A 23,564-nucleotide genomic window follows, 5' to 3' on the forward strand; every position below is an offset into this window, starting at 1 on the left:
ATGGCGTTGTGGCATTGCGGTATAGCGGCAGCGGCAGCGGCAGCGGCATCGCGGCGTAGTAGTGTGTTTGGGGCGTGTTTTGTTTTGTGTAGCGGGTGTGCGAGGATCCGTTTGAGGGCCGTCGGCTTGCGCCGCACACGGCGGGCTCAGGGGCTGGGTGCCGGGGCGCGACGGCGTTTTCCCGCCGCGTTTCCTGGCCATAGGCTAGGCCTGCCAGTTATCACGAAATGTTTAAGATTCGATGAGGCTTTCGTAACGAGAGCGGCGGTACATTATTGACATCGGAATTGATGAGCTCGATCGACGAGTTCAATCGGCCGCGAGGTTCGATCTATCGGTTCGACGGAGGATGTCATGGCTACACGCAGGCAATTCATATTGGCCGGCGCCGGGGCCGCTGCGGCGGCGGGGGCGGCGGTGCTGTTTCCGGGCTTGATGCCGGGGGCGGCGCGGGCCGCGGACGGGGCGCCGGCCGAGCATTTCCCGTTTACTTTGACCGACGCGCAGTGGCGCGCGCGGCTTACGCCGGCGCAGTACAAGATATTGCGCCAGGATGGCACGGAGCCGCCTTATTCCAGTCCTTTGAACGATGAGCATCGCGCGGGGATTTTTTCGTGCGCGGGCTGCGGCAACCGGCTGTATTCGTCGCGCACCAAGTTCGAAAGCCACACGGGCTGGCCAAGTTTCTGGGCGCCGCTGGATGGCGCGGTCGGCACGCGCAGGGACACGTCGTTCGGGATGCTGCGCGACGAGGTGCATTGCGCGCGCTGCGGCGGGCATCTGGGGCATGTGTTCGACGACGGTCCGAAGCCCACCGGCTTGCGTTATTGCATGGATGGGTTGGCGCTGAGTTTCAAGCCGGGGGCCGCGTAAAGCCATGTTGATCCTGTTGCTTGCTTATCTGGGCGGAGTATTGACGATACTCAGCCCCTGCATATTGCCGGTGCTGCCCTTTGTGTTCTCGCGCACAGGCCAGCGTTTTACGCGCAGCGGCCTGCCGCTGCTGGCCGGCATGGCGCTGACTTTCGCGCTGGTGGCGACGCTGGCCTCGGTGGGCGGTGCGTGGGTGGTGTCGGCCAATCAGTACGGGCGCTGGCTGGCGCTGGCGTTGCTGGCGCTGTTCGGGCTGGCGCTGTTGTTGCCGAGGTTGGCCGAGCGCCTGGCGCATCCGCTGGTGCGGGCCGGCGATCGCCTGTCGCAGCCGGGGCGCGATGGGCGCGAGGCTAGCGTTTGGGCTTCGCTGCTGCTGGGAGTGGCAACGGGCTTGTTGTGGGCGCCATGCGCCGGGCCGATACTGGGTCTGGTGCTGACGGGGGCTGCGCTGCAGGGGGCGAATCTGGGTTCGACGGCGTTGTTGCTGGCTTATGCGCTGGGCGCGGCGACGTCGCTGGCCGCGGCGCTGTTGTTGGGCGGGCGGGTGCTGGCGGCGATGAAGCGTTTTCTGGGGGCGGGCGAATGGCTGAGGCGAGCCCTGGGCGGCGCGGTGCTGGCGGGTGTGGTGGCGATTGCGCTGGGCCTGGATACGGGCGTGCTGGCCCAGGTGTCGTCGTCGGGCTCGACCAATGGGCTGGAACAGGCGCTGGTGAATCGCCTGGCGCGTCAGCATGGCGTGGCGCAGGCTGGCAGCCAGGCGAGTGGTCAGGCAAACGGCCAGGCAAATGCGCAGGCAAATGCGCAGGCGGGCGCGGCGCCGGCTGAGCAGATGGCGATGCAGGGCGGTGCCGGCATGCGCGCGGCAGCGGCGCCTGCGGCGGCTCTGCCGGTGGAGGGCATGATGCCGTCGCTGGACGGTGCGGTGCAGTGGCTGAATTCGCCGCCGCTGACGACGCAGGGTTTGCGCGGCAAGGTGGTGCTGATCGATTTCTGGACGTATTCGTGCATCAATTGCCTGCGCAGCCTGCCTTATATCAAGGCCTGGGCGGACCGCTATCGCAATCAGGGGCTGGTGGTGATCGGCGTGCATGCGCCGGAGTTCGCCTTCGAGCGTGACATCGGCAATGTCAAGCGGGCGGTGCATAAGCTCGGCGTCGATTATCCGGTGGCCATCGACAATAATTATGCGATCTGGCGCGCGTTCAATAATGAATACTGGCCGGCGCATTATTTCGTCGATGCGCAGGGGCGCATTCGCTATCACCATTTCGGCGAGGGCGATTATGCCAAGTCGGAACAGGTGATCCAGGAGTTGCTGCGCGAGGCGGGCGCGCAAGGGGTGCCGGACAGCACCAGCCATGTGCTGGGGCAGGGCATCGAGCGGGCTGCGGACATGGGCGATGTCAAGTCTCCGGAAACCTATCTGGGCTACGAGCGGGCGCGCGGCTTCGCCTCGGGGCCGGCCGAGCATGATCTGGTGGCGTCGTACGACACGCCGCAGTTGCTCGGCTTGAATCGCTGGGGGCTGCAGGGCAAGTGGGATATCGGCGGCGAGCGCGCGACGCTGGTGGGCGCCACGGGACGCATCGTGTATCGCTTCCATGCGCGCGACCTGCATCTGGTGCTGGGGCCGGGCAGCGACGGCAAGCCGGTGCGCTTCAAGGTATTGCTGGACGGGCACGCGCCGGGCGATGCGCACGGGGTGGATGTGGCGCCGGATGGCACGGGGGTGGTGACCGAGCAGCGCCTCTATCAACTGTTGCGCCAGCCCGGCGAGGTGGCCGACCATACGTTCACGATCGAATTCCTCGATCCGGGCGTGTCGGCGTATGCATTCACTTTCGGCTGAGGCGTTGTCGGTCCGGCTTCGCAGCGCAGCGGACCGGCAGCCGGCCCACCCTGGCAACTGGAATTTAAACGGCTGGCCGGCAGCGGTTCGGCACTGCGTGGTACGCATCTGCAATCAAGAATTCATACAAGAGGTACTTATCTCTTTGAAAGCCGACTGGCATGAGACATCGGGCGGCTCGACGAGCCGGCCAGTGATTCGAGACTATGTAGGAGTATCGCCATGAGTATCTTCAATTCGCCACGTGCCGCCGCGGCGCCGGCGCGGCGGCGCGGCTTCCTGCGCCTGGCGCTAGGCGGTGCGCTGGCGGGCGCCGCCGGCCTGCTGGTGTGGCAGGGCGCGGCCTATTCCTTCGGCATGCAGGAACATGCGGTGGAGATCCCCAAGCCTGCGCGCGACGAGCCGGCGACGGGAGCGAAGGTGGAGCGGGCGGTCTTCGCCGGCGGCTGCTTCTGGGGCGTGCAGGGCGTGTTCCAGCATGTGCGCGGGGTGCGCAATGCTGTGTCGGGCTATGCCGGCGGCGCGGCGGCGACTGCGCATTACGATGTCGTCAGCGAGGGCGGCACCGGTCACGCCGAATCGGTGGAAGTCACGTTCGATCCGCAACAGGTCAGCTACGGCACCTTGCTGCGTGTTTTCTTTTCGGTGGCGCACGACCCTACGCAGCTCGATCGCCAGGGGCCGGACACCGGCACGCAGTATCGTTCGGCGCTGTTTCCCCTGGACGCGGCGCAGCGCGAGGTGGCGCAGGCCTATATCGCGCAACTGGACGCGGCGCACGTGTATGGCCGGCCGATCGTCACGCGCGTAGAAAGCGGCCGCAGCTTTTATCCGGCCGAGGCCTATCACCAGGATTTCCTGGTCCGGCACCCCGATTATCCGTACATCGTGATCAACGACTTGCCCAAGGTGCGCGCCCTGAAGCAGATGTTCCCGGCGCTGTACCGGGACCAGCCGGTGCTGGTCCAGCACTCGTGATGCCTGGGGACGCGGCATGGCACGTCCGCATAGTGATGCCGCGCCACGGCCCGCGGGCCTAGAGGCCCAGGTAGGCCTTCTGCAGTTCCGGATCGTCGATCAGTTCCTTGGCCGGGCCGCTGCGCACGATCCGCCCGGTTTCCAGCACATAGCCGCGGTCGGCCGTGGCCAGCGCCAGGTGGATGTCCTGTTCCACCAGCAGCACCGTGACGCCCTGGTCGCGGATGCTGACCAGTACGTCCATCAACTGGTCGACGATGATGGGCGCCAGGCCCAGGCTCATTTCGTCGACCATCAGCAGCTTCGGGCAAGCCATCATGGCGCGCGCCATGGCGCACATCTGCTGCTCGCCGCCCGACATGCTGCCGGCCAGTTGCTTGCGGCGTTCCGCCATGCGCGGGAACAGCCCGTAGATGCGTTCCAGGTCTTGCGCGACTTCGTGGCTGTTCTTGCGATGGTAGGCGCCCATCAGCAGGTTGTCCTGCACCGTCATGCGGTCGAACAACTGGCGCCCTTCGGGGACCTGGACCATGCCTTGCTCGAACACCTGGTCGGGCGTCATGTCGTTGATGAGCTTGCCCTGGTAGCGGATTTCGCCGCTGCAGGGCAGCAGGCGCGACAGCACTCGCAGCAGGGTGGTCTTGCCCGCGCCGTTGCTGCCCACCAGGGCCACGATTTCGGACGGGCGGATCTCGAGGTTGGCGTCCTCGAGCGCCAGCATCTCGCCGTAGCCGGCCGACACGCCGCTCATCTGCAGCAGGGGGGATTGGTCTTGTTGCTGGCTAGGGTTCATGCGCGTTTCTTTCCCAGATAGGCTTCGACGACGGTCTGGTTGGCCAGCACTTCGGCGGGCGCGCCGTCGGCGATCTTCTCGCCGTGGTGCAGCACCATGATGCGGTCCGACAGTGTCTTGATGGCCTTGATGACGTGCTCGATGACCAGCACGCTGATGCCCTGGCTGCGCACCTTGCGGATGACTTCGATGACTTCGTCGATTTCGGTCAGGTTCAGGCCCGCCATGACTTCGTCGCACAGCAGCACCTGCGGCTGCATGGCCAGCGCCTTGGCAAGTTCGAGGCGCTTGCGGTCGGGCCCGCCCAGCTCTTCGGCGCGCTGGTCGATGTGCCTGCCCAGGCCCACGAAGGTCAGGCATTCACGGGCCTTCTCGCGCGCCACGCGCAGCTTCTTCTCGCCGCCGCCGCGGCCGAACAACGCGCCCACGGCGACATTGTCCAGCACCGACAGGCCCGGGAAGGGGCGCATGATCTGGAAGGTGCGCCCGATGCCCAGGCGCGCCCGCTTGTAGGCGGGCACCGAATTGATCGAATGGCCCTGGAAATACACCTCGCCCTCGGTGGGCGCCAGCGTGCCGCTGAGCAGGCTGATGAGCGTGGTCTTGCCGGCGCCGTTCGGGCCGATGAACCCCAGGATTTCGCCCTGGTTCAGCTTGAAGCTGACGTCGTTGACGGCCACCAGGCCGGCGAACCGCCGCGTCAGATGGCGGGCTTCGAGTATCGTGGTCGTCATAAGCGGTTGGCCCGTATGTTTTCGATGAAATAGCGCCAGCCCAGCTTGCGGAAGCGCCGCAGCACATCGGCCAGCCCGCGCGGCATCAGGGTCACCGCCACCACGATCACCACGCCGAAGAACAGGCCGGCGATGCTGGTGACCTCGCTGGAGAGGATTTCCGAGATGGCCGACAGGATGAACGAGCCGACGATGGGCCCGAGGATGGTGCCGGGGCCGCCGAACACCGCCATGATGATCATCTTCACATTCAAGGTGATGTCGAAGGCGCTTTCGGGATCGAGGAAGGTGATCCAGTAGGCATGGATGCCGCCGGCCAGGGCGCTGAAAATGCCGGCCAGGGTGAAGGCCATGATCTTGTAGCGGGTGGTGTCCACGCCCATGACCACCGCGCCTTCTTCGTTTTCGCGGATGGCGATCAGGCCGAAGCCGAAGCGGCTGCGCGTCAGCCAGTAGATGGTCAGCGTGACCAGCACCAGCAGCACCAGCGACAGTTCGTAGAACAGCGGATCATTGTTCAGCGGCGGCAGCACCAGGCCGATGTTCTCGCCGGCGATCTTGATGTTGGAAACGATGGCGGCCATGATCTGCGCCAGGGCCAGCGTGGCGATGGCGAAGTAGTGGCCCTTCAGGCGCAGTACCGGCAGGCCCAGGCACAGCGCGAAGATCACCGCCAGCGCTACGCCCAGGGCCATGCCCACGCCAAACGGCAGGTGGAACTGCACCATGGCGATGCCCACGCCGTAGCTGCCCAGGCCGTAGAACACCGAGTTGCCGAAGGAGGCATAGCCCGTGTAGCCGCCGATGATGTTCCAGCCCTGGGCCAGCACGGCCAGCAGCAGCGTGCTGATGCCGAACTGGATCATGACGTCGGAGCCATACAGCGGCAGCAGCGCCAGCGCGATCAGCACCAGCACGATCAGGATGAAGCGCAACAGTTTCATGCGGTCCTCCCGAGCAAGCCGCTAGGCCGTACGATCAGCACCAGCACCAGCACGCCGAAGCTGGCGACGTCGGAGAAGGTGGGGCCCACGTACAGTGTGGTCAAGGATTCGACCAGCCCGAGGAACAGCCCGCCGACGATCACGCCCAGCGGATTTTCCAGGCCGCCGATGATGGCGATGGCGAAAGACTTGGCGGTCAGCGAGGCGCCGATATACGGGTTGATCTGCGAGACCGTGCCGTACAGGCCGCCGGCCGCCCCGGCCAGCGCCAGGCCCAGGCCGAAGGTGACGGCATACAGGTGGCGCGGCTCGACGCCATACAGGCGCGCGGCCACCAGGTTCTGGGCCGTGGCGCGGATCGCGCGGCCCAGCCGCGAGCGCAGCAGAAAATACCACATGCCCACGGTCAGCACCATGGCCACGCCGAACGCGGCCAGGCGCACCAGCGGTATGGTCAGCGGCCCGATCGAGAAGTTGGCGCCGGCATAGCTGGGGTTGATGGTGCGGAAGTCCGCCGAGAAGGCCAGTTGCGCCAGGTAGGTCAGCACGACCTCGAGCCCGAAGGTGATGAGCAGCGTGTTGAACATCGGCGCGCGCGCGATCAGATTCAGCAGGCCGCGCTGCACGGCGTAGCCCAGGCAGAACATGACGCAGGCGGTGATGGGCAGGCCCAGGAACGGGTCTATGTGCAGGTAAGTGAACAGGTGCCAGGAGATGTAGGCTCCCAGCATGATGAAGGCCCCGTGGGCCAGGTTGACGATGTTCAACACACCCCAGACCAGGGCCAGGCCGAGCGCCATGATGGCGTACAACCCCCCTTGCAAGATGCCGTTGACGAGGATCTGCAGCAGTAAATCCACGCTGGCTCCTATTTTATTTTGTGAATATCAATAATAGGTAGCCGGACCGGGCGTTGTGCGCCGGGTCCGGCTGGCGAGATGCGAGATTATATGCTAAGCGCTTTTAGCGGCTCGACCACGCGGGCATCGGGTACTTGGGCTGGTTGAGGAAGTCCTTGCCGTTGAAGATCGGCTTGAGTTCGTCTTTTTGCACTTGCACCACGACCTGGTCCAGGCTGATCTGGCCCGTCTTGCCGAAGGCGATCTTGCCATACAGGCTTTCGAAATCGCTGGCGGCGATCGCGTCGCGCACCTTCTGGGGATTGAGCGAGTTGGCCTTCTCGATGGCATGGACGAAGGCTTCCACGTCGGCGGCGCCCGAAGCTGCATGATAGTCGGGCTCGTAGCCATACTTGGCCTTGTAGGCGGTAGCGAACTGAGCCGCATCGCCGAACCAGCGGTCCTTGAGCTTGTCGCTGGGCAGCCAGGCGGTCATGCCGAAGGCATAGTCGGCATCCTTGCCCAGCGCCTTGCGGAAGTCTTCGCTGGGCACACCCACGGTGAACGAATACAGCTTGGGCGCCACGCCCAGGCTCTTGGCCTGGCGCACGAAGTTCAGGATTTCCGTTTCATGGCCGGCTACCAGCACGGCGTCGGCCTTCTTGGCCTTGATCTGCGACAGCAGCGAGTTGAAGTCGCTGGCGTTGGACGTATAGCGCTCGTCCATCACCGTGTCCAGCCCTGCCTTCTTGAGCAGCGGGCGGGTGCCATTGGCCACCGATACGTCGAAGGAATCGTCGGCATACAGCAGCGCCACCGACTTGGGTTCGGGCTTGAGCTGCTTGAACATGGCCAGCGTGCTGCCGAAGTAGTCGCTGGCGGGAGCCAGCGTACCGAATATGTACTTGAAGTTGCGCGCGAAGATCTGGTCGGACGCGCCGCCGCCCTGGACCATGGGCACACGGTATTTTTCCGAGACCGCGGAGTCGGCCAGCGCGAAGTTGCTGGCGAAGGGCCCGAGCAGGAAGTTGACCTTGTCCTTGGATACGAGCTGGGTGTATTGGCGTACGCTGAGATTGACGTCGGACTGGTTGTCGTAGATCTTCAGTGCCAGTTTGTAAGTCTTGCCGTTGACTTTGACGCCGCCCGCTTCATTGATCTTGTCGACAGCGAAGTTATAGGCGTCTTTATAGTAGCGGCCGGTGTTCGAAACGGGGCCGGTCAATTGCACCGAGGCGCCGAGCACGATTTCGTTGCCCGCCGCGTTGGCGACGGACATGCCCAGCGACAGGCTGATGGCCGTCAGGGCGAAGGGAAGGGCGCGCATGGAGCGCATGGATATAGGAAACATTGTGAGTAACCTCCTTTAAGACGTCCCCCATTTTCCTAGAATCGATTGACGGGAAACTGAATTTCCTTACAGCTTGTCAGTTTTATCTGTTTACATTTATATGCGATAACTGCAAGTGAGCTCGACATGCCCGAATATGCCGCCTCAATAGTTTGATTTAAAAGAAGATTTTTTGCAGGCAGAGGCTTGATTAGGATTTTCCCCAGGTGGGCTGCATAGGTGTTTCAAGGCGCTTGACTGTAGTTAATAAGAATGATTATCATTAGCACAACTATTGTTGATCAAGGAGTCGATATGTCGGGCTTAGTCAGTGCGGTGGTGGTCGGGGCCGACCGCCTGGGCAATATCCCCGAGCTGCTCAAGGGGCACAATATCGCCATCAGTCATCACATCAGCGGCCGCGATCCGGCCCATCAGAAGAAAACGCTGCAGTTGCCGTCGGGCACGGAACTGCTGATACTGCTGACCGATTTCCTCGGCCACAATGTCATGAAGACTTTCCGCGCCGCGGCGCAGCGCTCGGGCATACGCGTGCTTGCTTGTCGGCGCTCGGTCTGCAGCATGAAGCAGGCCTTGACGCAATGCGGCTATTGCGAGGCATGCCCGTCGCAGCGGGCAGGCGCCGGCGCCTTGCGGGCGATGGCATACACGCCGGCGGCGCAGCGCGCTTGAGCCGCGCCCGCATCGCCTGAGGCCAGCCTGGCCCGGCGGGCATGCCCAGGCTTGGCGCCGGGCAGGGCCCTGGCATCGGGGAAAATAAAACGGCGGCGACCCGTACAGGCGGGCGCCGCCGTTTTATTTTGTGTTTTCCCGGCCTTTGGGCCATCCGCCGGGGCGGTGTGCGCTGCCGGGCGTCAGGCCGCCGCGTTTCGCGTGCCGGCGGCCGCCGTGGCGCTTCAGCGCCGTTTGTGTACGGGCTTCCTGGCGACGGTGTGTGTGGCCTTGGCGTGTGTGGCGTGCGAGCTGACGACATGCCTGGCGCGCGTGCTGGATGTGTGCTTGACGGAGTGGGACGTGGAGCGAGCGTGCGTGGCGCGCGAGTGCGTATTGTGTGCCACCGCGGTGTGCTCGGCGCGGGCGCTGAGCGTGGGCTTGACGTCGCTGCTGGCGCTGTTGCCGGCATATGCCACCAGGCGGCGGGCGCCCGTATAGTGCTTCTGCCAGTAGGTCTCGTTCATGTCTTCGATGCGCACCACCGAGCCGCGATGCGGCGCGTGCACGAATTTGTGATCGCCCAGGTAGATGCCGACATGCGAGTAGCGGCGGCCCAGGGTGTTGAAGAAGACGAGGTCGCCTTTGCGCAGTTCGCTGCGGGGAATGGATTCGCCTTCGCGGGCCAGGCCGGCGGAGCTGCGCGGTAGCTTCAGGCCCAATGATTTTTCGGCGGCATAGTGCACCAGCCCGCTGCAGTCGAAGCCGCTCTTGGGGGAATTGCCGCCGTAGCGGTACTTGATGCCGAGGAAATCGAGCGCGGTCGAGGCAAAGGCCCTGGATGCGCCCGGCGAGGCTATGGACAGCGAAGACGAGCGGGAAGAGGGCGCCGAGTACACGACATCCTGGGCGTCTTCGTCGTCGATGTCGCCATCGTCTTCGTCATTGATGTAGGCGCCCAGCGGGTCGGCCCGGGTACGCGCAAGATAGTCGTCGCGCAGTTCGTGAGTGCTGGACAACTGCGCGTATTGATTCTTGGTGGTATTGGTGGCGGCGCAGCCCGCCAGTGCGAGAGTAGCGACCAGAACCAGATACTTGCCGGCGCGCCAGAGATTTTGGGGGTTAGAGCATAGGGATGATAGGGGGCTGGGGCGTCGATGGGGCGGCATAATCGGTCGTTCGTTTGGCCACGCCGCGCCCCTCGTTCTACAACGTCGGTATCATCGATATACGAGCATTGAAACCCTGGGCCGGGCGTACATTTGCGGCAGTAATTTTGTAGTAAGCTGACCGAGTTTAACTAATATTAACCATCAGGTAAAGCGAGGATTTTACCAATCGATGTGATCGCGGTAGCCCGCGCCTCGATGGCGGAAAACAGCCGGGCCGCAAGCCGGCCGAGGATTCGAACCAAGGAGACCGATCATGCAGAAAGTCCGCGAATTCCATCGCCAGTCCATCGAGCAGCGCGACGAATTCTGGCGGCGCGAGGCGCAGCGCATACATTGGCAGACGCCTTTCACCCAGGTGCTGGATTATACCCGCCCGCCTTTTGCGCGCTGGTATGTGGGTGGACGCACCAATCTTTGCTACAACGCCGTGGACCGCTGGGCGCAGATCGAACCCGAGCGGCCCGCGCTGATCTGGGTCTCCACCGAGGTCGACAAGGAAATCGTCTACAGCCGCGCCGACCTGGCGCGCGAAGTCAATGCGGTGGCGGCCATGCTGCGCGGCCTGGGCGTGGGCAAGGGCGACCGGGTGCTGATCTATATGCCCATGATCGCCGAGGCCGCCTTCGTCATGCTGGCTTGTGCGCGCATCGGCGCCATCCATTCGGTAGTGTTCGGCGGCTTCGCCTCGCACAACCTGGCGCAGCGCATCGACGACGCGCAGCCCAAGCTGGTCGTGTCGGCCGACGCGGGCTCGCGCTCGGGCAAGGCCGTCGCCTACAAGCCGCTGCTGGACCAGGCCCTGGCGTCCTGCGCGCATCCGCCCGCCAAAGTGCTGCTGGTCGATCGCGGCCTGGTGCCCTTCGAGGCCGTGGCCGGGCGCGATGTCGATTACGCCACGCTGCGCGCCCGGCACGACGGGGCGCAAGAGCCCGTCGAATGGCTGGAATCTTCCGAGCCCAGCTATGTGCTCTATACGTCGGGGACCACCGGCAACCCCAAGGGCGTGCAGCGCGACACCGGCGGCTATGCCGTGGCCCTGGCCGCCTCGATGGAATACGTATTCGGCGGCAAGCCGGGCGACGTCTACATGAGCACCAGCGATATCGGCTGGGTGGTCGGCCATTCCTATATTGTGTATGGGCCGCTGCTCAATGGCCAGGCTACCGTCATGTACGAGGGCCTGCCCACGCGGCCCGACGGCGCCATCCTCTGGAAGCTGGTCGAAAAATATCGCGTCAACGCCATGTTCTCGGCGCCGACCGCCATCCGGGTGCTGAAAAAGCTCGACCCGTCGCTGCTCACGCGGCACGACCTGTCCAGCCTGAAGGCGCTGTACCTGGCCGGCGAGCCGCTGGACGACACGACCGCCAACTGGATCTCGGAAGGCCTGGGCAAGCCCATTATCGACAATTATTGGCAGACCGAGACCGGCTGGCCCATATTGTCGGCGCAGCCCGGGGTGGAAGACGTGCCGACGAAGTTCGGCAGCCCCTCGTTCCCGGTCTACGGCTTCGACGTGCGCGTGGTCAGCGAGAGCACCGGCGAAGACCTGGGCCCGGGCCAGAAGGGGGTGGTGGCCATCGAGCCGCCGCTGCCTCCGGGCGCCATGAGCACGATCTGGGGCGATGACGAGCGCTACGTGCGCACGTATTTCACGTCTTTCCCGGGCCGCATGCTGTATTCCACTTTCGACTGGGGCCTGTACGACGAGGACGGCTACTGGTTCATCCTGGGGCGCACCGACGATGTGATCAACGTGGCCGGGCATCGCCTGGGCACGCGCGAGATCGAGGAATCTCTCAACAGCCATCCCGCCGTGGCCGAATCGGCCGTGGTGGGCGTGGCCGACTCGGTCAAGGGGCAGGTGGCCGTGGGCTTCGCCGTGCTCAAGGACCCTGCGGTGCTGGGCGATGCGCAGCGCGTGCTCGAACTCGAAAACGACATCAAGCGGGTCATAGAGCGGCGCATCGGCGCGGTGGCGCGGCCGGCGCGCATCCGTTTCGTGAGCACGCTGCCCAAGACGCGTTCGGGCAAGGTGCTGCGCCGGGCAATTGTGGCATTATGCGAGGGGCGCGATCCGGGCGATCTGACCACCATCGAAGATCCCGGTGCGCTGGAACAGATCAGAGACTCGATCAAGGACAACGCTGCATGAAAACCAAACCCGTATTGAACGCCGCCGACGTCAGGGCCATCATCGACGCCGCCGAGAAGCACGCCCGCGAGCACAGCTGGGCCGTCACCATCGCGGTGGTCGACGATGGCGGCCACCTGCTGGGCCTGTCCCGCCTGGACGACGCCGCGCCGGCGTCGGCCCACATCGCGCCGGCCAAGGCGCGCACCGCCGCGCTGGGGCGGCGCGAGTCCAAGGGCTACGAAGACATCATCAACAACGGCCGCTATTCCTTCCTGTCGGTGCCGTTTATCGACGGCATGCTCGAGGGCGGCGTGCCGGTGCTGGTGCAGGGCCAGGTGGCGGGCGCGGTCGGGGTGTCGGGCGTGAAGTCCAGCGAAGACGCCGAGATCGCGCGTGCAGGCATTGCCGCCCTGAACCTATGAGCCAGACGGTCCCGCAAGAAGGCGGGGCCGGCCAGGCCCACGCCGCGGCCGGCTTTCGCGACACGCTCAATCCGGGCGTGGCGCGGCGCGAAGTCTGGGCCTGGGCCATGTACGACTTCGCCAATTCGGGCTACACCACCGTGGTGCTCACCACGGTATTCAGCGCCTATTTCGTGGGCGTGGTGGCCGCCGGCAAGGCCTGGGGGACGCTGGCCTTTACCGGCGCGTTGTCGTTCTCGTACCTCATGATCATGCTGACCATGCCCACTCTGGGCGCGCGCGCCGATGCCCGCGCCGGCAAGCGGCGCCTGCTGTTCTCGAGCACGGTGGGCTGCGTGGCCTGCACCTTGCTGCTGGGCCTGGTCGGGCCGGGCGACGTGGCGCTGGGACTGGTGATGCTGGCGGCGTCCAATTACTTTTATTGCATAGGCGAATCGGTGGTGGCGGCCTTCTTGCCGGAAATCGCCCGCCCCGATGCGCTGGGGCGCGTGTCCGGCTGGGGCTGGAGCTTCGGCTATTGCGGCGGCATGCTCAGCCTGGGCCTGTGCCTGGCGCTGGTGTCGTGGTCCACGGCGCATGGCGAGCCCGCCAGCCTGTACGTGCCCAGGGTGATGGTGCTGACCGCGCTGATTTTCGCGGTGGCGGCGGTGCCGTCGTTCGTGTTCCTGCGCGAGCGCGCGGTCGCCACGCACAAGCCGCTGGAAGGCCTGCTCGGGCGGCTGCTGGCCGCCTGGCGCGACACCGGCAGCCACTTCCCCGATTTCCGCATGCTGCTGTTCTGCGGCGCCTGCTACCAGGCGGGGATCGCCGTGGTCATCACCTTGTCGGCGGTCTATGCCACGCAGGCCATGGGTTTCACCATGACGCAGACCATGATGCTGGTGTTCGTGGTGAATATCGCCGCGGCGGTCGGCGCCTTCCTGTTCGGGCACGTGCAGGACCGCATCGGCCACAAGCGGGCCCTGGCCCTGACGCTGTGCGGCTGGATCGTGATGGTGCTGATCGCCTACCTGGCGGTCAGCCTGTGGGTGTTCTGGATCGCGGCCACGCTGGCCGGCCTGTGCATGGGCACCAGCCAGAGCGCGGGGCGCGCCATGGCAGGGGCCTTCGCGCCCCAGCACCGCCTGGCCGAGTTCTATTCGCTCTGGACCTTCGCCATACAGTTGTCGGCCGTGATCGGCCCGCTCTGCTATGGGCTGGTGACCTGGCTGACCGGCGGCAACCAGCGCACGGCGCTGCTGTGCACGGGCCTGTTCTTCGTGGCCGGCCTGCTGGTGCTGATGCGCGTCGATTTTGCCCGAGGGGTGCGTCAGCGCGATACTATGTCTGAGTTTGTCAGTGTTCAGTAAGGCAGGTCGGTTAGTGTCGAGTCTCTGACGTTCGTGCCCACGATGAAATCGGCGGATGCGCGCGCGGCGCGCGCCGCCGTCCGGGCCGGCGGCACATCGGTAACCCCTCTGAACACGAGCAGCATGCTACCGGACACAACAGGTCCAGCAGACGCGTGGCAGATGCAGGCACGCGTGGCGGACACGAACAACAACTGAACCGAGATCGAGCAGTAGAGCCTGAAAGGAGTCCTTCATGACAACAGAAATCGAATCCGTCCTGGTGGAGAATCGCGTATTCCCGCCTTTTGAAAACCTGGTCAAGCACGCCAATATCTCCGGCATGGATGCCTATCGCGCCTTGTGCGACGAGGCCGACCGGGACCCCGAGGCGTTCTGGACCCGGCTCGGGCGCGAGAACCTGGTCTGGACCAAGCCTTTCACCCGGGCGCTGGATGAATCCGAGGCGCCTTTCTTCCACTGGTACGCCGACGGCGAGATGAATGTCTCGGCCAACTGCCTGGACCGCCACCTGAATACTCCGGTTGCCGACAAGGTCGCCCTTATTTTCGAGGCTGACGACGGCAAGGTCGAGCACGTCACCTACAGGCAGTTGCACGCGCGCGTCTGCGAATTCGCCAACGGCCTGAAGGCGCTGGGCTATGAGGCCGGGCAGCGCGCGGTGATCTACATGCCGATGTCGGTCGAGGCAGTGGTGGCCATGCAGGCCTGCGCGCGCCTGGGCATCATCCATTCGGTGGTGTTCGGCGGCTTTTCGTCCAAGAGCCTGCACGAGCGCATCGTCGACGTCCAGGCGGTCCTGGTCATCACGGCCGACGAGCAGGTGCGCGGCGGCAAGAAAATCCCGCTCAAGCCGGCCGTGGACGAAGCGCTCGGCTTCGGCGGCTGCGAGACGGTAAGCAAGGTCATCGTCTATCGCCGCACCGGCAGCGAGGTCGCCTGGAAGGCCGGCCGCGACCTGTGGATGCACGAAGTCTGCGCCGGCCAGGCGCAAACCTGCGAGCCGGTGTCCCTGTCCGGCGAGCATCCGCTGTTCATCCTCTATACCTCGGGGTCCACCGGCAAGCCCAAGGGCGTGCAGCATTCCACCGCGGGCTACCTGCTGTGGTCGCTCATGACCATGAAATGGACTTTCGACGCCAAGGACAGCGACGTCTACTGGTGCACGGCGGACGTGGGCTGGGTCACCGGGCACACCTACATCACCTACGGGCCGCTGGCGGCGGGCCTGACGCAGGTGGTGTTCGAGGGCGTGCCCACCTATCCCGATGCCGGCCGCTTCTGGGACATGATCCAGCGCCACAAGGTCACGGTGTTCTACACCGCGCCCACGGCCATACGTTCGCTGATCAAGCTGGCCGAGTCCACCCCGACGGTGCATCCGCGCGAATACGATCTGCGCAGCTTGCGCATCCTGGGCTCGGTGGGCGAGCCCATCAATCCCGAGGCCTGGATGTGGTACTACACCCAGGTGGGGGGCGAGCGCTGCCCGGTGCTGGACACCTGGTGGCAGACCGAAACGGGCGCGCACATGATCACGCCGCTGCCCGGCGCCACGCCGCTCAAGCCGGGCTCGTGCACGCTGCCGCTGCCGGGCATCGCGGCGGCGGTGGTGGACGAAACCGGCGAAGAAGTCGAACGCGGCAAGGGTGGCTTCTTGGTCATCAAGCGCCCGTGGCCGTCCATGGTGCGCACCATCTGGGGCGACCCGGAACGCTTCAAGAAGTCGTATTTCCCGCCCGAGCTCAAGGGCTGGTACCTGGCCGGCGACGGCGCGCAGCGCGACACCGACGGGTATTTCTGGATCATGGGCCGCATCGACGACGTGCTCAACGTGTCGGGGCACCGCCTGGGCACGATGGAAGTCGAGTCGGTCCTGGTGGCCCACGAACTGGTGGCCGAGGCGGCCGTGGTCGGCCGGCCCGACGACACCACCGGCGAGGCGCTGGTGGCCTTCGTGGTGCTCAAGCGTTCGCTGCCCGAGCGCGAGGAAGCCATGGAGATCGCCAAGCAGTTGCGCGACTGGGTAAGCAAGGAAATCGGCCCCATCGCCAAGCCCAAGGACATCCGCTTCGGCGAGAACCTGCCCAAGACACGTTCGGGCAAGATCATGCGGCGCTTGTTGCGCGTGGTAGCCAAGGGAGAAGAAATCACCCAGGACGTCTCCACGCTCGAGAATCCGGCCATACTCCAGCAGTTGTCGCAGTCCGTGTAATACGGATTCAGGCGCAAGGCAACGGCCCGCCCCAGGCGGGCCGTCGTCGTTTGGAACGGAAAGCGGCAACAGAAAGCCGTGTTTGCGCCCGGGGGTGCGGGTTATAGTAGATCCTCTTTCGCGCCGGCCGTGGGCCCGTATGGCCAGTCTTGCGCCCGCATGGCGGCCTCGCCGGCGAAGCCGGCTGTGGCTGCCGCCGTGCGCCGCCGCCATGCTCCACTTCTAGGGGATTTTGTTGGGACCGAATTCGCCGGACCGCTCGGCCTTTGCGCTGATGGGGCTCACTGTATTGCTGTGGAGCTTCAGTTGGGTGGTGATGAAGCAGTTGTCGCATCTGATCGGCCCGTTCGATCTCGTGGCGCTGCGCTACGCGATAGGGTTCCTGGCGCTGCTGGCCATATTGCTGGTGTTGCGCCAGCCGCTGCGCTGTCCGCCTTTCTGGCTGACCGTGGGCACGGCGGTATTTCAGACCACTGCTTTCCAGTGCCTGGCGCAATTCGCGCTGGTGGCGGGGGGCGCAGGCCACGTGGTGATGCTGTCCTACACCATGCCTTTCTGGGTGCTGCTGTTTGCCTGGGCGCTGCTGGGCGAACGGCCAGCGCTTGCGCACATGATCGGTTTCGTATTGGCGGCGGCGGGGCTGGTGTGCGTGATCGCGCCCTGGCGCGGGCTGGGCGGGATACTCAGTTCGCTGCTGGCCCTGGCGGGAGGCGCGAGCTGGGGGGTAGGGGTGGTGCTGTCCAAGCGCCTGTTCCTGCGCCACAAGGTCAATGTGATGACGCTGACGGCCTGGCAGATGCTGCTGGGCGCGCTGTTCACGCTGCCCCTGGCCTTGTGGATGCCGCAGATATCGCCCCAGTGGGGCGCGCAACTGGTGCTGGGCCTGCTGTATATGGGCGTGCTGGCCTCGGCGGTGGGCTGGGCGCTATGGATGTCGGTGGTGCGGCGTGTCAGCGCCACCGTTGCCGGCATGTCCGCGCTGGGGGTGCCGGTGCTGACCATCATACTGGCCTGGCTGCTGCTGAACGAACACCCGACGGCGCTGGACATCAGCGGCGCCGCCCTCATGATGGCGGGCCTGGTCGTGGTGACTTTGGCGCCGTCGCGCGCGGCGCGCTGAGGCCGCGCACGCGCACCCACGTCCGCTCCCGCCAAAAAATTTCCGGAAATTTGCTGCCGCGGCATGCCGCGAGAGCCGCCCGTGGGCTGCCCGCCGGCGGCGGCCTGGCCCGGCCAGTGCCGCGCGCCGCGGCGCTGTTGCTTACATGCCGTTGTAGACCGGACCTTCGCCGCCTTGAGGGGCGACCCACACGATGTTCTGGGTGGGGTCCTTGATGTCGCAGGTCTTGCAGTGCACGCAGTTCTGTGCGTTGATCTGCAGGCGATCGTCGCCGGTTTCGGTCTTGACGAATTCGTATACCCCCGCCGGACAGTAGCGCGCCTCGGGGCCGCCGTAGCGGGCGAGGTTGACCTTTACCGGCACGCTGGGGTCTTTCAGCGTCAGGTGGATGGGCTCGTTCTCGTCGTGGTTGGTATTGGAAATGAACACCGAGCTCAGGCGGTCGAAGGTCAGCTTGCCGTCGGGCTTGGGATAGTCGATGCGGGCGCATTCGGCCGCCGGCTTCAGGCTGGCGTAGTCGGGCTTGCGGCGGTGCAGGGTCCAGGGCATGCGGCCCTTGAGCAGCCATTGCTCGATGCCGGTCATGAGCGTGCCGACGGTGCGGCCCTTCTTGAACCATTGCTTGAAATTGCGCGCCTTGTTCAGCTCGGGGTAGAGCCAGGACCGCTCGAACGCGGCCGGGTAGGCCAGGAGTTCGTCCTGGCTGCGGCCGACCTGCAGGGCCTCGAAGGCGGCTTCGGCGGCCAGCGCGCCGGTCTTGATGGCGGCGTGGCTGCCCTTGATGCGCGAGGCGTTCAGGAAGCCCGCCTCGCAGCCCACCATGACGCCGCCGGGGAAACAGAGCTTGGGCAGCGACAGCAGGCCGCCGGCGGTGAGTGCGCGCGCGCCGTAGGCGATGCGCTTGCCGCCCTCGAAGGTCGGGCGGATGGCGGGATGCGTCTTGTAGCGCTGGAATTCTTCGAAGGGAGACAGCCAGGGGTTGGCGTAGTCCAGCCCCACCACCAGGCCCACGGCCACCAGGTTGTCGTTCAGGTGATAGAGGAAGGAGCCGCCGTAGGTGTCGGCGTCCAGCGGCCAGCCCGCGGTGTGCACGACCAGGCCCGGCTGCGAGCGCGCGGGGTCGACTTCCCAGAGTTCCTTGATGCCGATCGCGTAGCTTTGCGGATCGCGTCCGGCGTCCAGCTTGTAGCGCTCGATGAGCTGGCGGCCCAACTGGCCGCGCGCGCCCTCGGCGAAGATGGTGTAGGAGGCATGCAGTTCCATGCCGGGCTGGTAGCTGGCGGTGTGCGAGCCGTCTCGCGCCACGCCCATGTCGCCGGTGGCGACGCCGCGCACGGCGCCGGATTCGGTGTAGAGGATCTCGGTGGCGGCGAAGCCCGGAAAGACCTCGACGCCGAGCGCCTCGGCCTGTTCGCCCAGCCAGCGGGTGAAGTCGCCCAGCCGCACGATGTAGTTGCCGTGGTTGCGAAAGCAATCCGGCAGCAGCCAGCCGGGCGTGGCGCGCGCGCCCTTGCTCGTGAGGAACAGGAATTTGTCTTCCGTGACCGGAGTGTTCAGCGGCGCGCCTTTTTCTTTCCAGTCGGGGATGAGCTCGGTCAGCGCTTGCGGGTCCATGACCGCGCCCGACAGAATATGGGCGCCGATTTCGCCGCCTTTTTCCAGCACGCACACACTGGTTTCCTTGCCCTGTGCGGCTGCCAACTGCTTCAGGCGTATCGCCGCGGCCAGGCCCGCGGGCCCTCCGCCGACGATCACCACGTCGTATTCCATCGATTCGCGCTCGGCCATTTGTTGCAATCTCCCTTTGTTCCGTATGCGTTGGTATCGTGTATATGTCGCGGCGCGCAGGGCCGCGGCAGGTCCGCGGCCCACCCCGGCGAACCTTGTTGGGGCCATTGTATTGCAGTCCGGGCGGCCGCCGCGCCGCCCGGGCAGCGGTCCGGCAATTGCCGGAGCCTCGCGCGGCCCGCGGGCGCTGGTACTGCAGGATCGGCCGCGCGGCGCAAAGAAAAACGTGGCGCCCGCCCCAGGCGGCAATGGCGCTTGAATTCCTGGACCGGTCAAACGACATTCGGACGCCCATGGCGAGCCGTTATACTTGATTCGGGCGCGGGACCGGAGCGCCGGCGGCGCAGCCGCCGCATATCCCGCGCAATGCATACCAGGAGGAAGGGCAATCCATGCAGACTGCAGATTCTTCGGCCACGCCGCGCGTAGGCGCCATGTTCCGCTACGCGATGCCGGTGCGCTGGGGCGACCTGGATGCGCTGAACCACGTCAACAACACGCTGTATTTCCGCTACCTGGAAGAGACGCGCATCCGCCTGTTCGAGCGCGTCGGCATCGTGCTGCCTTCGGCCCGCGTGATGGTGCTGGCGCACGCTTCGCTGGATTTCCTCAAGCCCATGCTGTATCCGGCCACGGCGGTAGTGACCATGAAGCTGGCGCGGGTCGGCCGCTCCAGCATGGAATTCGACATACTGATAGAGTGCGAGCATGAGCCGGGGGTGGCCTATGCCCAGGGGCGCGAGGTGCTGGTCGGCACCGACTCGGCCAGCGGCAAGTCGCTGCCCTGGAGCGCCGACGAACTGGCCTCGTTCGCGCGCACCCTGGCCTGAATGGGCAATGAATATATGAAATGAATAGGCAGGAAGGGCTGGCGGCGACCCGCAGGGTTTCGGGCGCCGCGCTTCTTGCGGCGCCGTGCGGCGCGAACCGGCGCGCCGGCCCGGGAATTTCGAGGTGAGTACTTTTTATTTTCAAAAAGGATCAAGGTAATGGAAAAAGTCTATGCAAGTGCCGAAGAAGCACTCAAAGGCGTAGTCGCCGACGGCCAGACCATTGCGGTAGGAGGCTTCGGGCTGTGCGGCATCCCCGAGGCGCTGATCGCGGCCCTGAGGGATTCCGGCGTGCACGGCCTGACCTGCATCAGCAACAATGCGGGCGTGGACGGCTTCGGCCTGGGCCAGTTGCTCAATACGCGCCAGGTCAAGAAGATGATCGCCTCTTACGTGGGCGAGAATAAAGAATTCGAACGCCAGTACCTGGCCGGCGAGCTCGAGCTGGAATTCACCCCGCAGGGCACGCTGGCCGAGAAGCTGCGCGCCGGCGGCGCCGGCATCCCGGCGTTCTTCACGCGCACCGGCGTGGGCACGGTGGTGGCGGACGGCAAGGAAATCCGCGAATTCGATGGCGAAAAGTACGTGATGGAACGCTCGCTGGTGCCCGATGTGTCGCTGGTCAAGGCCTATATGGCAGACCGCAGCGGCAACCTGGTGTTTCGCAAGACCGCGCGCAACTTCAATCCGAACGTGGCCATGGCGGGCAAACTCACGATCGTCGAGGTCGAGAAGCTGGTGGACATCGGCGCCATCGACCCCGATGCCGTGCACCTGCCCGGCATCTACGTGCACCGGATCGTGGTCAACGCCCACCCCGAGAAACGCATCGAACAACGCACCGTGCGCAACGCCTGAGGAGATCTGACCATGGCATGGACTCGTGACGAAATGGCGGCGCGCGCCGCACGTGAACTGCAGGACGGCTTTTACGTCAACCTGGGCATAGGCCTGCCCACGCTGGTGGCCAACCACGTGCCTCCGGGCGTCGAGGTATGGCTGCAATCCGAAAACGGCCTGTTGGGCATCGGGCCTTTCCCCACCGAAGCCGAAATCGACGCCGACCTGATCAACGCCGGCAAGCAGACAGTCACCACGCTGCCGGGCTCTTCGATCTTCGCTTCGGCCGATTCGTTCGCCATGATACGCGGCGGCAAGATCAACCTGGCCATCCTTGGCGCCATGCAGGTGTCGCAAAAGGGCGACCTGGCCAACTGGATGATCCCGGGCAAGATGATCAAGGGCATGGGCGGCGCCATGGACCTCGTGGCCGGCGTCGGCAAGGTGGTGGTGCTGATGGAGCACGTGGCGCGCAAGAAAGACGGCACCGAAGACCTGAAGCTGCTGCCCGAATGCACGCTGCCGCTGACCGGCGTGGGCGTGGTCGACCTGGTCATCACCGACCTGGGGGTGATGGAAGTCACGCCCGACGGCCTGAAGCTCAAGGAACTGGCGCCCGGCGTCACCGTGGCCGAGATACAGGCCAAGACGGGGGCCAAGCTGGACGTCTCGGCGGTGGCCTAGCTGTGCCCGCGGCGGCGCAGGCGCAGGCCTGCCCGCCTTGGGCCAGGCCTGCGCCCGTCCGCGCTTGGCGGGTGCCCCGGCGGCAGCGCCTCGCAGCGCGTTGTATGATGGCCGTGCCCTCTCCGCGAGGGCGCGGCTTTTTCTTGAGGAATATTATCGTGGCCAGTTCCGTATACGCCGACCGCATTGCCGCCCTGCGCGCGGCGATGGCGGCGCAGCGGGTCGATGCGTGCATCGTGCCCTCGTCCGATCCCCATTCGTCCGAATACCTGCCCGAACACTGGCAGGCGCGCAGCTGGCTGAGCGGCTTCGACGGCTCGGCCGGTACGCTGGTGGTGACGGCGCAGTTCGCAGGCCTGTGGACCGACAGCCGCTACTGGGAACAGGCCGAACACGATCTGGCCGGCACCGGCATAAAGACCATGCGCGCCGGCGCCGAGGGTGTGCCGAGTTTCATCGACTGGCTGGCGGGGCAACTGCCTTCGGGCAGCAAGGTCGCTGCCGACGGCCAGGTGATCAGCGTGAGGGCGCACAGGCAGTGGCAAGCGGAACTGGGCGGGCGCGGCATTGCGCTGGCCATGGATCGCGATTTGGTGGGCTCGATCTGGGCCGATCGAGCCGGGCTGCCGCAGCAGCCCGTATACGAACACCTGCCTCCCTATGCCTGCCGCACGCGCGCCGAGAATCTGCGCGCGGTGCGCGCGGCCATGGGTGCGCACGGGGCGGACTGGCACTGGATCTCGTCGCTGGACGATATCGCGTGGCTGTTCAACTTGCGCGGCAGCGACGTGTCGTACAACCCGGTGTTCGTTGCGCATGCGCTGGTGGGGCGCGACACGGCCTGCCTGTTCGTCGGGTCGAGCCGAGGCGATTCCGGCCAGGGCGGCAAGGACAAGATCGATGCGAACCTGCGCGCGGTGCTGCGTCGCGACGGCGTGGACGTGCAGCCTTACGACGCCGCGGGCGCTGCCCTGGCGGGGCTGGCGCAAGGGCAGGCGCTGCTGGTCGACCCGGCGCGCACCACGATAGGCGTGCTGGCGGCCGCGGCCTATGCCGATCGCGTCGAGGCGATCAATCCCTCGCAGTTGCTCAAGTCGCGCAAGACCGATGCGGAATTGGCGCATGTGCGCGAATCCATGGAACAAGACGGCGCTGCGCTGTGCGAGTTCTTCGCCTGGTTCGAGGCGGCGCGCGCAAGCGGCGAAACTATTACCGAGCTGACGGTGGACGAGCGCATTTGCGCGGCGCGCGCGCGCCAGCCGGACTTCGTCTGCCCGAGCTTCGGCACGATCGCCGCCTACAACGCCAACGGCGCCATGCCTCACTATCACGCCACCGAAGCCTCGCATGCGGAAATACGCGGCGACGGGCTCTTGCTGATCGATTCGGGGGGGCAGTACAAGGGCGGCACCACCGACATCACCCGCGTGGTGGCGGTGGGCAGCCCCAGCCTCGAGCAGCGTCGCGACTACACGGTGGTGCTCAAGGGCATGATCGCGCTGTCGCGCGCGGTGTTCCCGCGCGGCACGCCGGCGCCCATGATAGACGCCATCGCGCGGCTGCCGATCTGGCAGGCGGGCGTGGAATACGGGCATGGCACGGGCCACGGCGTGGGCTATTTCCTGAACGTGCACGAAGGGCCGCAGGCGATTTCGTACCGTACGCCGGTCAATCCCCACATGGGCATGGAGCCGGGCATGATCACCTCGAACGAGCCGGGCCTGTACCGGCCCGGACGCTGGGGCATACGCATCGAGAACCTGGTGGCCAACCGCCCCGCGGCGCAGACCGAGTTCGGCGAGTTCCTGGGTTTCGAGACCCTGACTCTGTGCCCCATGGACCGGCGCTGCATCGAGTGCGACTTGCTCGAAGCGGGCGAGGTCGCGTGGCTGGATGCCTACCACGCCGAGGTGCGCGAGCGCCTGCTGCCGCGCGTGCAGGGGGCGGCGCGCCAATGGCTGGAAGACTCGACCGGGCCGCTCTGAAGGGTCGCGG

The 23,564-nt window shown here is 65.6% G+C and carries 19 protein-coding genes and 1 pseudogene; 13 read left to right on the top strand and 7 right to left on the bottom strand.

Annotated features, from left to right (window positions below; all coding sequences use genetic code 11):
- The first annotated feature begins 354 nt into the window (after window positions 1–354).
- The 3 genes from msrB to msrA all read left to right on the top strand — a co-directional run bounded on the left by msrB (window position 355) and on the right by msrA (window position 3,700).
- Complete coding sequence (gene msrB, locus KVP10_RS10200; RefSeq protein WP_217964433.1) at window positions 355–873, top strand: peptide-methionine (R)-S-oxide reductase MsrB; 519 nt, start codon at window positions 355–357, stop codon at window positions 871–873.
- Window positions 874–877: 4 nt separating this feature from the next.
- On the top strand, window positions 878–2,722 hold the full coding sequence (locus KVP10_RS10205) for a cytochrome c biogenesis protein DipZ (protein ID WP_217964434.1): 1,845 nt from the start codon (window positions 878–880) through the stop codon (window positions 2,720–2,722).
- Window positions 2,723–2,944: 222 nt separating this feature from the next.
- Window positions 2,945–3,700, top strand: a complete 756-nt coding sequence (msrA, locus tag KVP10_RS10210) for a peptide-methionine (S)-S-oxide reductase MsrA (protein WP_217964435.1) — start codon at window positions 2,945–2,947, stop codon at window positions 3,698–3,700.
- Window positions 3,701–3,758: 58 nt separating this feature from the next.
- Here the strand turns inward: msrA and KVP10_RS10215 are convergent, their stop codons facing one another.
- The 5 genes from KVP10_RS10215 to KVP10_RS10235 form a co-directional block, all read right to left on the bottom strand.
- Entirely contained in the window at window positions 3,759–4,493 is a 735-nt protein-coding gene (locus KVP10_RS10215; protein ID WP_217964436.1) for an ABC transporter ATP-binding protein, read from the bottom strand.
- Window positions 4,490–5,227: an ABC transporter ATP-binding protein gene (locus KVP10_RS10220; protein WP_217964437.1), complete on the bottom strand. Its 738-nt coding sequence runs from the start codon at window positions 5,225–5,227 to the stop codon at window positions 4,490–4,492. Before KVP10_RS10220 ends, KVP10_RS10215 begins: the two co-directional genes overlap by 4 nt.
- Window positions 5,224–6,171, bottom strand: a complete 948-nt coding sequence (locus KVP10_RS10225) for a branched-chain amino acid ABC transporter permease (RefSeq protein ID WP_217964438.1) — start codon at window positions 6,169–6,171, stop codon at window positions 5,224–5,226. Before KVP10_RS10225 ends, KVP10_RS10220 begins: the two co-directional genes overlap by 4 nt.
- Window positions 6,168–7,031, bottom strand: a complete 864-nt coding sequence (locus KVP10_RS10230) for a branched-chain amino acid ABC transporter permease (RefSeq protein WP_217964439.1) — start codon at window positions 7,029–7,031, stop codon at window positions 6,168–6,170. The genes KVP10_RS10225 and KVP10_RS10230 overlap by 4 nt, the downstream gene beginning before the upstream one ends.
- 103 nt (window positions 7,032–7,134) lie before the next feature.
- Window positions 7,135–8,361, bottom strand: coding sequence for an amino acid ABC transporter substrate-binding protein (locus tag KVP10_RS10235; RefSeq protein WP_246600522.1), 1,227 nt, complete (start codon window positions 8,359–8,361; stop codon window positions 7,135–7,137).
- A gap of 294 nt (window positions 8,362–8,655) precedes the next feature.
- Between KVP10_RS10235 and KVP10_RS10240 the strand changes: the two genes are divergently transcribed.
- On the top strand, window positions 8,656–9,033 hold the full coding sequence (locus tag KVP10_RS10240; RefSeq protein ID WP_246600523.1) for a DUF2325 domain-containing protein: 378 nt from the start codon (window positions 8,656–8,658) through the stop codon (window positions 9,031–9,033).
- A 458-nt stretch (window positions 9,034–9,491) separates the two neighbouring features.
- On the opposite strand, the pseudogene KVP10_RS10245 reads toward KVP10_RS10240, so the two are convergent.
- Window positions 9,492–10,181 (bottom strand): annotated as a pseudogene (locus tag KVP10_RS10245) (C40 family peptidase); the annotation flags it as partial.
- Window positions 10,182–10,437: 256 nt separating this feature from the next.
- Between KVP10_RS10245 and KVP10_RS10250 the strand changes: the two are divergent.
- From KVP10_RS10250 to KVP10_RS10270, 5 genes are all read left to right on the top strand, one after another.
- Entirely contained in the window at window positions 10,438–12,339 is a 1,902-nt protein-coding gene (locus KVP10_RS10250; protein WP_217964441.1) for a propionate--CoA ligase, read from the top strand.
- Window positions 12,336–12,743 (top strand): GlcG/HbpS family heme-binding protein, encoded by a 408-nt coding sequence (locus KVP10_RS10255; protein ID WP_217964442.1) that lies wholly within the window; start codon window positions 12,336–12,338, stop codon window positions 12,741–12,743. The genes KVP10_RS10250 and KVP10_RS10255 overlap by 4 nt, the downstream gene beginning before the upstream one ends.
- On the top strand, window positions 12,740–14,092 hold the full coding sequence (locus KVP10_RS10260; protein WP_217964443.1) for an MFS transporter: 1,353 nt from the start codon (window positions 12,740–12,742) through the stop codon (window positions 14,090–14,092). The genes KVP10_RS10255 and KVP10_RS10260 overlap by 4 nt, the downstream gene beginning before the upstream one ends.
- A 235-nt stretch (window positions 14,093–14,327) precedes the next feature.
- Window positions 14,328–16,307 (top strand): acetate--CoA ligase, encoded by a 1,980-nt coding sequence (gene acs / locus KVP10_RS10265; protein WP_217964444.1) that lies wholly within the window; start codon window positions 14,328–14,330, stop codon window positions 16,305–16,307.
- Between the two features lie 235 nt (window positions 16,308–16,542).
- On the top strand, window positions 16,543–17,427 hold the full coding sequence (locus KVP10_RS10270; protein WP_343218719.1) for a DMT family transporter: 885 nt from the start codon (window positions 16,543–16,545) through the stop codon (window positions 17,425–17,427).
- 141 nt (window positions 17,428–17,568) lie between these two features.
- Here KVP10_RS10270 and KVP10_RS10275 read toward each other — a convergent pair whose 3' ends face one another.
- Window positions 17,569–19,215 carry an electron transfer flavoprotein-ubiquinone oxidoreductase gene (locus KVP10_RS10275; RefSeq protein ID WP_217964445.1) on the bottom strand — a complete coding sequence of 549 codons (1,647 nt, stop codon included), beginning with the start codon at window positions 19,213–19,215 and terminating at the stop codon, window positions 17,569–17,571.
- 392 nt (window positions 19,216–19,607) lie between these two features.
- Here KVP10_RS10275 and KVP10_RS10280 point away from each other — a divergent pair, with 392 nt between their 5' ends.
- The 4 genes from KVP10_RS10280 (at window position 19,608) to KVP10_RS10295 (ending at window position 23,554) form a co-directional block, all read left to right on the top strand.
- The gene (locus KVP10_RS10280) at window positions 19,608–20,045 is read left to right on the top strand and encodes an acyl-CoA thioesterase (RefSeq protein WP_217964446.1); all 438 of its coding nucleotides are present in this window, start codon (window positions 19,608–19,610) and stop codon (window positions 20,043–20,045) included.
- A 159-nt stretch (window positions 20,046–20,204) separates the two neighbouring features.
- Complete coding sequence (locus KVP10_RS10285) at window positions 20,205–20,903, top strand: CoA transferase subunit A (protein WP_217964447.1); 699 nt, start codon at window positions 20,205–20,207, stop codon at window positions 20,901–20,903.
- A gap of 12 nt (window positions 20,904–20,915) precedes the next feature.
- Window positions 20,916–21,569, top strand: a complete 654-nt coding sequence (locus KVP10_RS10290; protein ID WP_217964448.1) for a CoA transferase subunit B — start codon at window positions 20,916–20,918, stop codon at window positions 21,567–21,569.
- 107 nt (window positions 21,570–21,676) lie between these two features.
- Entirely contained in the window at window positions 21,677–23,554 is a 1,878-nt protein-coding gene (locus KVP10_RS10295; protein ID WP_217964550.1) for a M24 family metallopeptidase, read from the top strand.
- Window positions 23,555–23,564: the final 10 nt, after the last annotated feature.

The organism is Candidimonas humi, from assembly GCF_019166065.1.
In the GTDB taxonomy this organism is placed as follows: domain Bacteria; phylum Pseudomonadota; class Gammaproteobacteria; order Burkholderiales; family Burkholderiaceae_B; genus Candidimonas; species Candidimonas humi.